The sequence below is a fragment of the Bradyrhizobium sp. BRP20 genome, assembly GCF_020194215.1.
In the GTDB taxonomy this organism is placed as follows: Bacteria; Pseudomonadota; Alphaproteobacteria; order Rhizobiales; family Xanthobacteraceae; genus Bradyrhizobium; species Bradyrhizobium yuanmingense.
Genome location: NZ_JADYVY010000007.1, coordinates 133370 through 148430 on the forward strand (window position 1 = coordinate 133370; position 15061 = coordinate 148430).

The window sequence follows — 15061 nt, forward strand, 5'->3', positions numbered from 1 at the left end:
TCAGAGCCGTGTTGAAGCGCTATGACGTGCCGTTTGCCATCTCACCGCATCGTCGCCAGTTGCACCGCCAGCGCGCAGGCGCGGTCGTATTCGTCGAGATTGATCCATTCGTCGACCGTGTGCGCCTCGTTCTGGCCGGCGCCGAAGGTCACGGTCGGAACGCCGTGGCGGACCATCCAGTTGGCATCCAGGCCGCCATTGGCGGCGCGCACGTTCGGGCTTCCCCCCACCGCAGACACCGCCTCGATCGCGCGTTTGACCACCGGCAGGTTCTCCTTCATGCGGAACGGATAATAGTCGGTCTCGGCCTTGAACTTGACCTTGCCGGACTTGCCTTGCGCGTTCGTCACCTTCTTGGCCGCCTTCTCGAACGCGGCCTTGTAGGCCTTGGTGATCTCCTTGAAGAATTTTCCGTCGTGGCTGCGGCTCTCGCCGCGCACATGCACGTAGTCGGTGACGACATTGGTGGCATCGCCCGCGGGGCGGCCTTCGCCGCCGGTGACCGGGCCGACATTGCTGGTGCCTTGCTTCTTGCCCTTCACCACCTTGCCGAACCAGCCGCCGGCCTTCACGTCCGCAAGCGCCAGCGCCATGATCATGGTCGATGAGATGCCGCGCTCGGGTGCGACGCCGGCATGCGAGGCGCGGCCGAAGATCTCGACGGTCCAGCGGTCGGCGCCGACGGCCCCGATCACGACGTTGGAGGCCGAGCCGCCGTCATAGTTGAACGCCATCACGGGCTTGCCGAGCTCGTCAAGCTTGACGTGCCGCGCGCCATAGAGCCCGCTCTCCTCGCGCACGCAGAACAACAGCGTGATCGGCGGATGATCGAGCTTCTGCTTTTGGAGCTCGGCGGCCAGCGTCACCAGCACGCCGCAGCCGCAGCGATTGTCGCCGCCGAGCGCGGTCTTGGCGTCGTTGACGATCTTGCGCCCCGTCAACTTTGGCTTGGCACCGGCGCACAGCGGCACCGTGTCCATGTGGGTCATGAACATGATGCGTGGATGGTTGTGCAGCGCGCCGCGGCCGGGCAGGTCGACGACGAGGTTGCCGGTCTCGGTCGGCACCGGAATGCGCGTGTTGGCGTCGTCGAGCCGGATCGCCTTGGCCGGCACGCCGCTCTCCTTCAGCGCAGCCGTGAGCTCCCGCCCGATCGCCGCCTCCTGTCCGGTGACGCCCTCGACAGTGAGGAAGCGCATGAGACGATCGGTGGCGGCTTTGGTGTCGACGGGCATGGACTCGAATTCCCCTGATGCGGATGGCGGCGCAGCATCTCCTGCGCTTCCGCATTTCGCAAGGGGCTCAGACGCGCTGCGTGTAGATCAAGAAAATCAGCACGCCTACCGCCAGTGCCGCCGCCATGAACAGCAGCACCGCCGGCAGCCCCGCGAGCGCGGCCACCGCGCCGGTGACGGATTGCATCAGCGCAGTGCCGAGAAAGAAGGCGAGATTGACGGCCGCAAGCGCCTTGCCGGCGACCTGCGCATCGACCAGTTGCCTGGACATGCCGAACAGCAGCGGCTGCGCCGAGGTGAAGAGCCCGATGAGCACGAACAATGCCAGATCGTAGGAGGGCGGCATGACGTTCACGCCGAACAGCCATGCAACGGCAAAGTGCGGCGCTCCCAGCGCCATCAGCGCGAGCAGTAGCGCCGCGATCGCGTGCGTGCCGGCGACCAGCTCGCGGCGGCGGCCGAGCCTGCGGTCGATCATGCCGACGAGCAGCGGGCCTGCGATCATCGCCAGCGTGAACGCGCCGAGCTGGTTGCCGGCCTCGATCCGCGTCAGGCCCTTGATCTCCATCAGCCAGGGTCCTCCCCACAGGCCGCGCAGCACCAGCGTGCTCGCCAGCGACACCATCGCCAGCGCGATCACGCCGCGCAGCGGCCGTGACAGGCCGAGCCTGACCACATCGATCATCTGCGACAGCGGCGAAGATTCGTCCTTGTGTTCGGCCGGCTGGTGCGGCACCAGTACGAACACCGCCAGCGCGACGAGGATGCCGCCGATTGCGGAGATCCAGAACCCGGCGCGCCAGCCGTAAGTATCGATCACGAAAGCGAGCGGGCTCGCCGACAGCAGCATGCCGATATTGCCGATCGAGAGGATGGCGCCCGACCACAATCCGAATCGCGCCGCCGACAATTGCTTGGCTGCGAGCGTCATCGGGCACATCAGCATGCCCGAGGTGGCGACGCCGAGCAGCAGTTGCCCGACGGCGAAGCTCTCGGGCCCCGTCGCAAACCCCGAGGCCATCGCGCCGAATACGGTTCCCGCCAGCAGGGCGAGCGACACCGGCCGCACGCCGAACCGGTCCATCGCCGCGCCGACCGGGATCTGCGAGGCTGCAAAGGCAAAGTGGTAGACCGACGTGAGGCTCGCCAGCGCCTGCGGCTCGATGTGGAAATCCGCCGCCATCAGGTCGAGGCTCACCGCCGGAATGGTGCGCAGCAGGGTCGACAGCATGTGGCCGCAGGCGAGCGCGACCAGCGCGAAGATCAGCGCGCGGGTGGCGGTGCCCGCGTCGTCGTCGGCATTGGTCATGAGCGTCCCGTCCCGAGAAGGTTTTAGGGTGGGTTACAGGATTGAGGGGGCGGGTGCCAATGGCGGCAGCGCGCCCCCCTCATGCCGGAATGTGACCTCGGACTGAGAGCAATGACATTGCCGAGAGGCTAGCCGCATTGCAACGCACCACCTTCGAGACGGCACTCAGCCTGGTAGGGAGTCATGGCGTTGCGCCGCGGGGATAAAGTGTTGTGGGCGTCTCCGCGGTGCGCGCGACGGTTGCATCATCTTCGCTCTTGGGAGCTTCCGTTGGCGAACGTAGGAACAAAGGAGACATCGTCTCTCTTACCTAGGTTAGGGAGACCTGATCATGCTGTCCTCGAGACCGCCACGGCCCATTCGCACGACGCTCGATCTTGCGAACGCTGAGCAGGTCAAGTCGGTCCGCAGGCGGCTTCGCATCTCCAATGCCGATCTGGTCAGGATCGTCGAAAAGATCGGCAACTCTCTGGCGGCCATCGAGAAGGAAGTGGAGCTCGAAAAGCTGGCCGTTCAGCAAGGTAGTGCCAGGGACGCAGCGACGACCCTCGAATGAATCCAACCCATCACGTGGGAAAGGAGAATTGCGATGAACAGTCTGATCTACCTCATAGGGCTCATCGTTGTGATCGCCGTCATTCTTTCGTTCTTCGGCTTGCGATGACCCGCCACGGCCCGGCAGGCGACCGCCGCGCCGGTGAAGTCATTCTTAATGTCGCGTGCAGCAAATGGTTGATGCGCACCAGGTCAATACCATCATAGCGACGACGCTTTGTGCGTTCTTCGAGCGGCTTCCCGACGCTCAAATCGGCACTGAGGAAGCCAAGCTGCTGGCCAAGCAAATCACTGAAGCGCTGAACGCAGCTGGGCTGCAGATTGTCCCTGTGGCTCCGGCGAGCACACGGCCCTAGTTCTATGGCTGCGGCACCGAGCTTTCTGGCTTAAGGCTCCATCAGAGCTTCGTTTTCTTGAGGTCATGTCTCGCGCCGGAATGGCGTCATCCGCGTCGCTCCTGGGCCGCAATCTATTTCAACTCGATCAGCAGCTTCCAAGCGTCCTCCAGCAAGGCCTTCATCCGGTGTCGCTCGGCGCGGGCGTCCGGTGTGCACATTCCATGTTGATATGCATTCCGGTTGCCCTTCGGAGCGCCCGATCTTGGCGCGCCGCCATGCATGCGGCAGCGGCGCTTGCCGTGCACGGCTGGCGCGCGGCACGCGAGACCGCGGCGCGTCTGCGCCCCGCAGCGCGGGCTCGACTGCATTGCATCGGTATGACGGATGTGATCGCCGGTCATACGCAGGCGCCACTCGTATGGACCTCGCGGCCTGCGCCCGTTTCTGCATTCGAAGTCGTCTCCATTGCGCCAGCCTCCGCAATGATCATGCTGGCATGCTGCGTGACGTTGCCCACGATCGCCCGTCCGCCGTCCTGCACCGACAAATTCTGCACCGTGATCGCGCGCTCGTCGCTGTTGCGGTGGCGGTTCAGCGCTTCGACCTGGGCGGCGAAGGTGCGGGAGAGCCGGGTCAAGGCGCGGGCGATGCCCTCCTGCTGCGTCAGATCGTCGGTGCAGGCGAGACGGCAGGCACAGCGCATCGCCGCCATGTGCACCGACACCATCTGGGAGACCAGCAAGGCCTCGATGGAATCCTTCGGCGCGATGCTCCTGATGGTCGAGATCATGAAGGCGAGATTGGCCTCATCCGGCTTCTGCCCGACCACGCTGGCCTTGACCAACTGCCTCAATATGCCGTGCATCGCGTCGCGGTCGGCGGCGCCGAGCGCCTCGGCCAGCAGCCGCTCGCCGGTGTGCGGGTCGGGATGGCGGATCGCAATGCGCCGCTTGTAGAGTTTTACGCGCGGGGTCGCGGCGGGGACGCTGCGATCGGATGCCGCGAGCGGCGAGGGGATGTGGCGTTCGAGAGCTGTCGTCATGGGCATGTGTCCTTTGAGCGCGCAAGCGCGAACGGCCGTTCGCCGCTGCGCGCAAATGCGGATTTCGGAATGTCGATGAAGGGTTTAGGCGCAACCGCGTCGGCACGGGTCCGGGCCGGCAGGCCGTGACGCTCGCGACCGTTGCGATGATGGCATTATGGCACTGTTTTGCCCGACGCGACAGAATTTATTTCGTAAATCCGAAAAATTTCCTCGGCCCTGCGCAAGCCTTTGTTCTGAAAGGGGCGGTCTACTGTGCATGGGGTTGTTTTCGCACTTTTGTTTTGGAAGCGGCACACACGTGCCGTGCGGCGGAATGCCGGCGCTCAAACGCGATTGCGAAATCCGGCACGGCCGCTATTCATGACTTCTACGGCGTCGCACCAACAAGCATGCACAAGCGACGCCAAGAGGTCTGGGAGAGAACGAATGCAACGAACCGCCCGCCTGCTGGCAGTCATCGCAGCTCTATGCGCCTTGGCGCCGGCGACAGAGGCTCTCGCGCAGAAATATCCGTCGCGGCCGGTCAAGATCATGGTCGGCTTCAGTGCGGGCGGCCCGGTCGACGTCGTCGCGCGCATCATTGGCGATCGGCTCAGCAACAAGCTCGGCCAGCCCTTCGTCGTCGAGAACCGCGCCGGCGCCAACGGCATGATCGCGGCCGAAGGCGTCGCGCGCGCCGATGCGGACGGCTACACCATGCTCGCCTGCAACTCGTCGACGATCACGCTTAACAAGACGCTGTTCAAGGACATCCGCTACGATCCGCAAGTCGATTTTGCGCCGCTCACCACAGTGGTCTCGGCGCCGCTCGTCCTCGTCGTCAATCCCGAGAATCCCAAGACGGCGAACGTCAAGTCGGTGGCCGATCTCGTCGCTGCGGCGAAGGCCGCGCCCGGCGCGCTCGCCTACGGCTCGGGCGGCAACGGCAATCTCGCCCATCTCGCCATGGAGCTGCTCAGCCAGAAGGCCGGCATCAAGCTGATCCATGTGCCCTATCGCGGCGGCTCGGCCGCCGAGGTCGGCATTCTCGCGCAGGAGGTGCTGGCGGTGTTCGATCCGCTCTCCGCCGTGCCGCTGGTCAAGGCCGGCAAGCTGCGCGCGCTGGCAGTGTCCTCGGCCGAGCGGCTGCCGGCGCTGCCCGACGTGCCGACCGTGGCGGAAGCCGGCTATCCCGGATTCGACATCTCGTTCTGGGTCGGCTTCTTCATGCCGAAGGCAACGCCCGCGCCGATCCTGGAAACCCTGCATCGGGAGATCGTCGCCGCCGCCAAGGATCCCTCGGCCGAGGAGAAGCTCGGCGCGCAAGGCGTCGTCAGCGTGCTCAGCCCGGCCGACTACGCCGCGAAGATCGCCAAGGAGACCAAGGAGCTCGCGGAGGTGGTTGCGGCCGCGAACATCAAGGCGGAATAGGGCGCGACGCGCTATCTGCCGATCAGCAGCTTAAGCCGGTCGAGCAGCGGACGCTGTCCTGCATTGATCTTCTCCTGCGCCGCGTCGAGCGTGAACCATTCGGCGCGGTCGACTTCTGGAAAGGCCTGCCGCTTGCCGCTGCGCGGCGGCCATTCCATCTCGAACGTGTTGCTGCGAATGCTGCGCACGTCGAGATCGAGCTCGGCCGCGAAGGCGGTGACGAGCTTGCCCCCGCGCTGCCTGACCTGACCGAGCGGGGTCAGCGGCATGGAAAGCTCCTGTCCCAGCTCCTCGGCGAACTCACGTCGCGCCGCGATCTCTGCGTCGTCTCCGTCCGCGTATTCCCCCTTCGGAATCGACCATGCGCCGAGATCCTTGTTGCGCCAGAACGGCCCTCCGGGATGGACCAGGAGCACCTCGATGTTCCCACGCTTGCGATAGGCGATGATCCCGGCACTCTTCGATGGCATTGCAGGTTCCGCAGAAAAAGAGCCGCGGCCTTCCCTCGGGAAAAAGTGGAACTGCGCGTCCTAGCGCAGGTTAGTAGCCAATGTTCATTTGATGAAAGGGAGTGAACCATGATCCGCCTGTTGGCAACCACCGCATTGGGGGTGGTGCTGGCGAGCGCCGCGTATGCGCAATCGCCCAGCACGAATCCGCCGTCTCAGCAGACGCCGCAGTCCCAGTCGAACTCGACCGCGCCATCCACGAGCTCGCAGTCGAGCGCGACCGACAAGCAGCAGACCACATCGCAACCGCAGCAATCCCCGTCGTCGGGAACGCCGGCCCAGACCACGCAGACCAATCCACCATCGTCCGGCTCCGGCACCGCCGATACGGGCTCGACTGCGCAGTCGCAGAGCGGGACGGCGAATTCCAATGCAGCCGGTAACCAGCCTGCAACGCAGCAGAGCGCCAACCCGCCAGCTGCGAACACCAACCAGGCACAGGACCGGTCCAATCCGCCGCCGGCCAGCAATCAAGCCCAGCAGGCACCGGCCACATCTGGAACCAACCAGGCCCAGCAGGCACCGTCTGCGCCGACGAGCAACCAGGCGGCCGCCCAGACCGACGTCAACCTCAACAAGCAGCAGGAGACCAAGATCAGCGCGTCGATCTCGCACCTCAACGTGCGGCCGCTGACCAACGTCAATTTCGCGCTGAACGTCGGCACGGTGGTGCCGCGCGACGTGCACCTCTCGACGCTGCCGCCCGACGTCGTCGAGATCGTGCCGCAATATCGCGGCTACAGCTTTGCGCTGGTGAAAGATCAGATCGTCGTGGTCGATCCGGCGACCTACAAGATCGTGACGGTGCTGCCGTACTCAGGCCAGTCCACGGCGACAACGACGACGACGCGCGAGCGCAGCGCCAGCAAGTTCTCGGATCGCGATCGCGAGGTGATCCGCAAGCATGCGAAAACCCGTACCGAGGGACGCAAGGAAGTGCGGACCACCGGCAGCACAGCGCGCAGTGAGATCCGCGTCGGTGACCGTCTTCCCGAGAGCGTCGAGGTCGAGGAATTCCCGACCACGGTCTACCGCGATGCGCCGGGCTTGCGTGAATATCGCTACATCCACCGCGACACCCGGACCTATGTCATCGAGCCCCGCGAGCGGCGGGTGATCGAGGAGATCGACTAGGTCGATTTGGGTCGGAGCCGCCGCAAGCGAGCGGCTCCGATCGTTAGCCTGACGTCCGTTCGCGCGATGCGAGACGAACGGCGCGAGCCTTCGCGCTCTTTCCGGCCGCGCGTGCCGCGATCATGCTGCGGGCCTTGCTGGGAGCCGTGACATTCTTCCGCAACAGTGTGGCGAGCCGCTTGCGGGCGCCCTTCGTCGTCACGCGCGCCGCGACTTGCTCCGCCTTGCGAATGATGTTCGCAACCGAAGGCGTCAGGTTCACCGGAACCCAGGCGACGTCCTTGGCCTTCGAAAGACTGCCGATGCCTTCGCATGGCGCTTCGCGCGGCAGGTCGATGCGGATCGCGAGTGCCTCCGACCGTTCGGTCCAGTCTTCGGCCTTGGTGCCGGTGATGATCCGGACATAGTCACGCGTTTCGCGCGGCAGCTCGCTCTGCCTGGCAAGCCATTTCTGGATGCGGCCGGGACCGGCATTGTAGGCGGCGGCAGCAAGGCCGAGATTGCCGAAATCGTCGCGCAGCTTGCGCAGGAATTTTGCCGACGCCGGCAGCGCCTTCATCGGATCGAAGGGATCGTCGAGCCCGACCTCGGCGGCCGTCCCCGGCATGAACTGCGCGACGCCCTGCGCGCCAGCATGGCTGACCTCGTTGGACTTGAAGCGGCTCTCCTGCCAGATCAGGCGCGCGAAGAACGGCACCGGAATGCCGCTGGATTCGGCGGCCTCGCGCAGCGCGTGACAAAATCGTTCGGTTGGCGAGGGCTCCGCCTGCACCACCGGCTCGACCGCGCGCGGTGGCTCGATCACCTGCTCGTAAGCCGCGTGCGCGTTGGCAAGCTCGATCGCTTGCACGCTGGCGACGAAGAGCTCGACCACCGGAACAAGTGACGAGGCATGATTGTTCTTGAGAACAGTGGTGTCGAAACGTGATGCTTGGCGGGATGCCGACGGATCGAGATCGCACATCAGAAGCAGAAACGCGGCGCAAGCCGCGACGACAAATCGCATTTGCTGGGAGAACCTCGAACTGTGGGATGAACGGCCAGCGATGCGCCGGCGATAGGAAGTTCTTAACCGTCCGATTGCGGCAAAGCTGCGATCTCGTCGGTTCCTTCGGTGTTACTACGGTGTTCCGGAAGCGAAACCATCCGCGGTTTTTGCGGGCCGTTTGCGAGTGGGATGCGCGATGACGATGCGATGGATACTAGGCGCGGTGATGTCGCTGTGGCTCGTCGCTCCGGCGCTCGCAGGCAATCTCGAGCCTGCTGCGGTGAATGACGCTGCGCGTCCTGCGAAGCCACCGGCCACCGACAAGCTGAATGCAGCCGTGGTGAAGCTTCAGGTGCTGCTCGATCGCGCGCATTATTCGCCCGGCGAGATTGACGGCAAGCTCGGCGAGAACGCGCAGAAGGCGCTCAAGGCGTTCGCGGAGCAGAACGGCATCGCATCCGACAAGGTTGTGGCGCCGGAGCTCTGGGACAAGCTGACCGCGGCGAGCGAGGGCCCGATCCTCGTCGACTACAAGATCACCGACGCCGACGTGAAGGGACCGTTCTTAAGGAAGCTGCCGGCCAAGCTCGATGACATGAAGTCGCTGGACGCGCTGAGCTACACTAGCCCGCTCGAAGGACTTGCCGAGAAATTCCACATGAGCGCGGATCTGCTCAAGGCGCTCAATCCGGGCAAGACCTTCGACAAGGCCGGAGAGACGATCGTCGTCACAAACGTTCCGGCGCGGCGCGAGCTGCCGCGCATTGCCCGGCTCGAAGTCGATAAGACCAACGGGACCTTGAAAGCGTTCGACGCAAGCGGCGCTCTGCTGGCGTTCTATCCGGCGTCAGTCGGCAGTCCGGATCGCCCGACGCCAACCGGAACGCTGAAGGTCACCGCCAGCCACGAGCTGCCGACCTACCGCTACAATCCCGACTACAAGTTCAAGAGCGTCAAGTCCAAGAGACCGTTCGACATCAAGCCGGGTCCGAACAATCCGGTGGGCGCATACTGGATCGGCCTGTCGGCGCAGGGCTACGGCATCCACGGAACGGCAGAGCCCGACAAGGTCAGCAAGTCGGCGTCGCACGGCTGCGTTCGGCTCACCAATTGGGACGCGCGTGTGCTCGGCGAGAACGTGAAGCGCGGCATGCCCGTCGTCTTCCTCGATGCGCCGACGGAATCCTCATCGAAGCGGCAGGGCACGCCCGCTGCGAAGCGTGCCGCGAACTAGTCCTTCGGAAAATCCTTGCGCATCGCGATCTCCGCGGCGTCGCCGGGCGACAGCACGTTTTGCGAAGGCGGCCTGCGGCGTCGTCATGATGTCGTAGAGCGAGATGCCCTTCATCGGCTTGCCCATGAGCTCGCGGACGCATTCGGCGAGCGTGCCGTTGTAGACGAGATAGGGCGGCCCGCGATCCTTCTGCCGCTCGCCCTTCAGCGACGGCCATTTCTTCAGCTCGGCCGGCGCGTCATAGGCGATCGGCGATCCCTCTTTGAACATGCGTTTGGCCCCGGTGGCTTGATGGCCGGGAAGTCTACAGCCGCCGGGTAAACGCCTGTTAAAGAATTGGTTCAAATCAGCCGGCAATGAAGGCGAGCAGGGTGCCGTTGGCCTTGGCCGGCGGCACGCAGATCGCAGCTCCGCTCCGCACCGCGGCTGGCCCCAGCGCCTTCTCGGCCGCCGCGAGATCGCCGCTGACCAGCACCAGCGCGGCGCCACCGCGCTCTGAGAGGCCATTCAGCGACACGCCGGGATAGCGCTTGGCGAGTTGGTCCAGCGTCAGGTAGACGAAGTCGGCGCGATCGCCGCCGGAGGGCACGATGACGGCGCCGTCCGCGTCGGTCTTCGCCTCGCGGTCGATCAGGCGGGCGAGATGCGCGGCCTCCTTGGCGGGCTCCGGCGTTGCGATCAGCGTCTGCTTGATCCGCTTGGCCGCATTGGCGTGGGTCATCAGCTCGGGGATCCACACAGTCTCGCGGGTCTTGTGCTGGCAGGCGAAGATGCGCACGCCGCCCGGCGCTTCAGCCGTCGGCCACATGAAGGTGCGGAATTTCGCCGCCGAGATCGTGCCGTCTGGCAGCGTGACGGGGCGTTCGAAATCGGTCGGGCCGATCGGCTCCAGGCCCCGTGCACGGATCTCCTCGGCGCCGGCGGCGCTATCGACTGCGGTGAAAGCGATGCGCTCGATGCCCTCGCCATGGCGCTCGACGAAGGCGCGGGCCGGCGCATTGTGCTCGGTTGCCACGAGCACGCCGAGCAGCTCCATGTAATCGGGGTCGAACATGATGGTGTAATTGCCGGTGCCCATATGCGCGCTGTGGGTGCCGCGCGGCGAGACCGTGAAGCCGAGTTGTCTGTAGTTCTCGGCGGCCTTGTCGAGGTCCTTCACCATGACGACGGCGTGGTCGATACCGATGACGTTCTTGAGGGCCACTGTTGCTATTCCCCGATTGCAAGCTGATTTTGCGCCGCGCCGGCGGCTGTCGGCCATGTCTACGCCGGATGGGCCGTCAAGTCATTTTCAATTCGGCGAGAGATGCGGAATTTCATTCCGCGCGATGCATCCTCCGACGCGCTTCAGCGCGCCTGCTCGAGGTAAGCCGCGAGGACGGCGCGCTCCTCGCCGGTCATTTCCGTGATGTTGCCCGGCGGCATCGCATTCGACCAGGCCGCGACCCGTCCGATCAGGCGGATGTTGCGATGGATGTGCTCGGGCGTGTCGAGCACAATGCCCTTCGGCGCGGTGACGATGCCGGCCCAGACCGGCTCGGCCGCGTGGCACATGCTGCAGCGGGACATCACGATCTCCTCGACATTGGCGGCCGTGACCGGCGCCGACAATGCGCCCGTCTTCACCTCGCGCGGTCCGGCGGCGGAGAGGAGGAGGATCGCAATCACGCCGGCCGCGGCCACGCCCCACACCCACCAGGGCGATTTGCGCCCGGCATGACGCTCGTTGAAGAAGTGGCGGATCACCGGCCCGAGCGCCAGGACGATCGCGACGATGATCCAGTTGAAGCGCGTGGCGTAGAGCAGGGGATAGTGGTTGCTGATCATCAGCACGACGACGGGAAGCGTCAGGTAATTGTTGTGGACCGAGCGTTCCTTGCTGGCCTTGCCGAGCTTGGGGTCAGGCGCCTGTCCGGCGATCAGGCTGGCCACGATCTTCTTCTGGTTCGGGATGATCAGCGTGAAGACGTTGGCCACCATGATGGTGCCGATGATCGCGCCGATCTGGTTGAAGGCGCCGCGTCCGCTCAGCACATGGGTGAAGGCGTAAGTGAGTGCGACCAGGAACAGATAGCCGCCGATGGCGAAGGGCAGTTCGCGCTGGGCGAGCCCGGTGCGGCAGGCGGCCTCATAGAGCAGCCACGCCAGCGCCAGGCTGCAGAAGCTGAACAGTCCGGCCTGGAATGATGTGAGGTCGAGGATCGACTTGTCGACCAGGAACAGGTCGGCCTCGAGATAATACACCACCACCATCAGCGCGAAGCCGGACAGCCAGGTCGTGTAGGCCTCCCATTTGAACCAGGTCAGCTCGTCCGGCATCTGGCTGGGCGCGACCAGGTATTTCATGATCCGGTAGAAGCCGCCGCCATGGACCTGCCAGGCCTCGCCCTGCACGCCGCCCGGCAGGTCGGCCTTCGGCTTCAGGCTGAGGTCGAGGGCGATGAAATAGAAGGAACTGCCGATCCAGGCGATTGCGGCCACCACGTGCAGCCAGCGCAGCAGCAGGCTCGCCCATTCCGATATGACGGATCCCCACATGATCTCCTCATCCGGCGCGACCTGGATGCCGCAGCCTCCATGACCGTAACCGGCGATCGCCGCCCTCACAATGTGTCGCACCGTTCAACCGCATTTTCCAGTATGATGGACTGCGGCTGATGCACATCGTGCGGGCATGAACTGACGTGGGATTCGGCAGGCGCCAAACTCGCCGAGAGACCTTTTGCGGGTGATCGGCGTTGACGCACGACACGCCCAAGGCGGAGGACGACGAATTGAGCGACAGGATAAGGTTCGTGGCGATGCTCGCAGCGCTGCTGGCTGCTGCTGCGGCCGGCGCACACGCCGAGCCCGTGTTGCAGGGCAAGGATGCCTATGGCGATTGGCGCGCCGACAAGCCCGGCACGGTCAGGCTGATCCGGCCGCAGGATCTGGTCAGGCCCGGCGCCACGCGATCGGTTGCGAGCTCGTCGCGCGTGGTGCCGCGTCCGCCGGAAGCCCAGCTCCAGGTGCCGGCCGGCTTCAAGATCGAGCTGTTCGCCGAAGGCCTGCGTGCGCCGCGCATCATCCGCGCGGCGCCGAATGGCGATGTGTTCGTCGCGGAAACACGCGCCGGCACCGTTCGGGTGCTGCGCGCGGGCGAGGGCGGCAAGGTCGCGACCAACGAGATCTTCGCCAGCGGCCTGCGGCAGCCGTTCGGCATCGCTTTCTTTCCGAACGGCGACGATCCGCAATGGGTCTATGTCGCCAACACCGACAGCGTCGTTCGCTTTCCCTACAAGGCCGGCGATGTGAAGGCGCGCGGCAAAGCGGAGACGGTTGTCGCAAGCCTGCCGGATGGGGGCCATTCCACCCGCGATATCGTCTTCACGCCCGACAACAAGCGTATGCTGGTGTCGGTGGGTTCGCTCAGCAACGTCGCCGAAGGCATGGGCACGCCGCCCGGCGGGATGGAGGCGTGGGCGAAGACGCAGCCGCTCGGCGCCACATGGGCCAGCGAGCTCGAGCGCGGCGCGGTGCTGGCCTTCAACCCTGACGGCAAGGAGCGAAAGATCCATGCCACCGGTATCCGCAACTGCGTCGGCCTCGCGATCCAGCCGCAGACCGGTCTGCCCTGGTGCTCGACCAATGAGCGCGACGGTCTCGGCGACGACCTCGTCCCCGATTACGTCACGAGCGTGAAGGAAGGCGCGTTCTACGGCTGGCCATGGTTCTATATCGGTGGCAATGAAGACCCGCGCCATGCCGGCGCGCGGCCGGATCTCAAGGACAAGGTGACGGTGCCCGATGTGCTGATCCAGCCGCACTCGGCCTCACTCGGCATGACCTTCTACCAGGGCGCGCAGTTTCCGCCCGAATACCAGGGCGACGCCTTCGCCGCCCAGCACGGCTCCTGGAATAGGTCGAAACGCACCGGCTACAAGGTGATCCGCATCCGCATGAAGGACGGCAAGCCGACCGGCGAGTACGAGGATTTCGTGACGGGGTTCGTCGTGAACGATACGGAAGTGTGGGGCAGGCCGGTGGGAGTGGCGGTGGCGAAGGATGGATCGCTGCTGATCTCGGAAGATGGCAACGGCACGATCTGGCGGGTGACAAGCGCGCCGCGGTGACGCTGCACCCTCTCCCCTTGTGGGAGAGGGTGGCTTCGCGCGCGAAGCCGGGTGAGGGGTATCTATCGTCACGAGCAGTCTCAGGTGTAGAGAGAACCCCTCATCATCCGGCGCTTTGCGCCACCTTCTCCCACAAGGGGAGAAGGAAGAAGAGCACCTCATCCTCGCCTCACGCTCGCACCGCCATCCACCGGCAGCGTCACGCCCGTGATGAAATTCGCCTCGTCGCTCGCCAGGAACAGCGCGGCGTTGGCGACGTCCCAGCCCGTACCCATCTTTCTGCGCAGCGGCACCTTGCTGTCGCGTTCGGCTTCGACCTCGGCGCGGGTCTTGTGCCATTCGCGGGCGCGGGTGTCGACGGCCATCGGCGTGTTCATCAGGCCGGGCAGGATGACGTTGGCGCGGATGCCGTATTCGGCGTTCTGGTAGGCGAGCTGTTCGGTGAAGGCGATCATCGCCGACTTCGTCGCTTTGTAGGCGACGTAAGGATAGGTGGTGATCGCGGCCATGGACGAGATGTTGATAATGGCGCCGCTTCTCTGCGCGCGCATGATCGGGATCACTTCCTTCGCCGCGAGAATGCAGCTCTTCAGATTGATCGCGACGACGCGATCGAACGCCTCCTCGGTTATTTGCAGCAGCTCGGCATCGCCACCGGCGAGGCTGACGCCGACATTGTTGTGCAGCACGTCGATACGCTCCCAGCGCGATTGCGCGTCCGCAACCATCGCCTTGATATCCGCAGCCTTGGTCACGTCCGCCTTGAAGGCCGCCGCCGTGCCGCCTTTCGCGGTGATCATCGTGACCGTCTCCTGCGCCGATTCCAGATGGTGGTCGACACACAAGACGTTGGCGCCCTCGCGCGCGAAGGTGAGCGCGGTCGCGCGGCCGTTGCCCATGCCTTCGCCGGGGCTTTGCCCGGCGCCGACGACGATCGCGACCTTGTCCTTCAAGCGCATCTCGGTTCACTCCCGTCCTTGTCATTATTTTCGTGCAGACTAGCAATCGCGCTCCTGGGAGAGAAGAGCGCGCTTTCCGCGTTCATGTCATTGACATCGCACGGAATTGCATGTGGCGGCCGGTCCATCGCGCATGGCTGGCCGTTGCGGTCCAGGAACCGTTCCGGCCTCGCAGCGTTTGTCGCGGAGCCTTTCCCGCGCTAGGCTCAGTCTCGGGGCTTCCCAACCACCAG

Annotated in this window: 16 protein-coding genes; 6 read left to right on the top strand and 10 right to left on the bottom strand. The window is 65.0% G+C overall.

All coding sequences use genetic code 11. From position 1 onward, the window contains the following. Window positions 1-41: 41 nt before the first annotated feature. Both I6F33_RS18440 and I6F33_RS18445 read right to left on the bottom strand, forming a co-directional pair. The gene (locus I6F33_RS18440) at window positions 42-1235 is read right to left on the bottom strand and encodes a M20/M25/M40 family metallo-hydrolase (RefSeq protein WP_225143624.1); all 1194 of its coding nucleotides are present in this window, start codon (window positions 1233-1235) and stop codon (window positions 42-44) included. A gap of 67 nt (window positions 1236-1302) precedes the next feature. Then, window positions 1303-2544: an MFS transporter gene (locus I6F33_RS18445; protein WP_036026052.1), complete on the bottom strand. Its 1242-nt coding sequence runs from the start codon at window positions 2542-2544 to the stop codon at window positions 1303-1305. Between the two features lie 331 nt (window positions 2545-2875). Between I6F33_RS18445 and I6F33_RS18450 the strand changes: the two genes are divergently transcribed. Together I6F33_RS18450 and I6F33_RS18455 are read left to right on the top strand one after the other, a co-directional pair. Then, complete coding sequence (locus I6F33_RS18450; protein ID WP_225143627.1) at window positions 2876-3100, top strand: DUF3606 domain-containing protein; 225 nt, start codon at window positions 2876-2878, stop codon at window positions 3098-3100. A 172-nt stretch (window positions 3101-3272) separates the two neighbouring features. Then, complete coding sequence (locus I6F33_RS18455) at window positions 3273-3455, top strand: hypothetical protein (RefSeq protein ID WP_036004233.1); 183 nt, start codon at window positions 3273-3275, stop codon at window positions 3453-3455. A 113-nt stretch (window positions 3456-3568) separates the two neighbouring features. On the opposite strand, the gene I6F33_RS18460 is transcribed toward I6F33_RS18455, so the two are convergent. Continuing rightward, window positions 3569-3838 (bottom strand): HGGxSTG domain-containing protein, encoded by a 270-nt coding sequence (locus I6F33_RS18460; protein WP_036026046.1) that lies wholly within the window; start codon window positions 3836-3838, stop codon window positions 3569-3571. Continuing rightward, entirely contained in the window at window positions 3835-4479 is a 645-nt protein-coding gene (locus I6F33_RS18465) for a hypothetical protein (RefSeq protein ID WP_036026057.1), read from the bottom strand. The genes I6F33_RS18460 and I6F33_RS18465 overlap by 4 nt, the downstream gene beginning before the upstream one ends. A 429-nt stretch (window positions 4480-4908) precedes the next feature. Here I6F33_RS18465 and I6F33_RS18470 point away from each other — a divergent pair, with 429 nt between their 5' ends. After that, window positions 4909-5892 carry a tripartite tricarboxylate transporter substrate binding protein gene (locus tag I6F33_RS18470; RefSeq protein WP_225139660.1) on the top strand — a complete coding sequence of 328 codons (984 nt, stop codon included), beginning with the start codon at window positions 4909-4911 and terminating at the stop codon, window positions 5890-5892. Between the two features lie 11 nt (window positions 5893-5903). Here the strand turns inward: I6F33_RS18470 and I6F33_RS18475 are convergent, their stop codons facing one another. Beyond that, on the bottom strand, window positions 5904-6362 hold the full coding sequence (locus I6F33_RS18475; protein ID WP_225143629.1) for an NUDIX domain-containing protein: 459 nt from the start codon (window positions 6360-6362) through the stop codon (window positions 5904-5906). Window positions 6363-6470: 108 nt separating this feature from the next. Between I6F33_RS18475 and I6F33_RS18480 the strand changes: the two genes are divergently transcribed. After that, window positions 6471-7535, top strand: a complete 1065-nt coding sequence (locus I6F33_RS18480) for a DUF1236 domain-containing protein (RefSeq protein ID WP_225143631.1) — start codon at window positions 6471-6473, stop codon at window positions 7533-7535. A 43-nt stretch (window positions 7536-7578) separates the two neighbouring features. Here I6F33_RS18480 and I6F33_RS18485 read toward each other — a convergent pair whose 3' ends face one another. Beyond that, window positions 7579-8541: a lytic transglycosylase domain-containing protein gene (locus I6F33_RS18485; protein WP_225143633.1), complete on the bottom strand. Its 963-nt coding sequence runs from the start codon at window positions 8539-8541 to the stop codon at window positions 7579-7581. Between the two features lie 184 nt (window positions 8542-8725). On the opposite strand from I6F33_RS18485, the gene I6F33_RS18490 reads away from it, so the two are divergent. Further along, the gene (locus I6F33_RS18490; RefSeq protein WP_225143816.1) at window positions 8726-9757 is read left to right on the top strand and encodes a L,D-transpeptidase family protein; all 1032 of its coding nucleotides are present in this window, start codon (window positions 8726-8728) and stop codon (window positions 9755-9757) included. Here I6F33_RS18490 and I6F33_RS18495 read toward each other — a convergent pair. The 3 genes from I6F33_RS18495 to I6F33_RS18505 form a co-directional block, all read right to left on the bottom strand. After that, window positions 9710-10027 carry a hypothetical protein gene (locus tag I6F33_RS18495; protein ID WP_225143635.1) on the bottom strand — a complete coding sequence of 106 codons (318 nt, stop codon included), beginning with the start codon at window positions 10025-10027 and terminating at the stop codon, window positions 9710-9712. The two genes, I6F33_RS18490 and I6F33_RS18495, sit on opposite strands and share 48 nt — an antisense overlap. A 76-nt stretch (window positions 10028-10103) precedes the next feature. Then, window positions 10104-10961: a VOC family protein gene (locus I6F33_RS18500; protein ID WP_225143637.1), complete on the bottom strand. Its 858-nt coding sequence runs from the start codon at window positions 10959-10961 to the stop codon at window positions 10104-10106. A 143-nt stretch (window positions 10962-11104) separates the two neighbouring features. Then, window positions 11105-12295 carry a urate hydroxylase PuuD gene (locus I6F33_RS18505; protein WP_225112737.1) on the bottom strand — a complete coding sequence of 397 codons (1191 nt, stop codon included), beginning with the start codon at window positions 12293-12295 and terminating at the stop codon, window positions 11105-11107. Window positions 12296-12558: 263 nt separating this feature from the next. On the opposite strand from I6F33_RS18505, the gene I6F33_RS18510 reads away from it, so the two are divergent. After that, window positions 12559-13869: a sorbosone dehydrogenase family protein gene (locus tag I6F33_RS18510; RefSeq protein WP_225143817.1), complete on the top strand. Its 1311-nt coding sequence runs from the start codon at window positions 12559-12561 to the stop codon at window positions 13867-13869. Between the two features lie 158 nt (window positions 13870-14027). Here the strand turns inward: I6F33_RS18510 and I6F33_RS18515 are convergent, their stop codons facing one another. Continuing rightward, window positions 14028-14828 (bottom strand): SDR family NAD(P)-dependent oxidoreductase, encoded by an 801-nt coding sequence (locus I6F33_RS18515; RefSeq protein ID WP_225143639.1) that lies wholly within the window; start codon window positions 14826-14828, stop codon window positions 14028-14030. Between the last annotated feature and the right edge of the window lie 233 nt (window positions 14829-15061).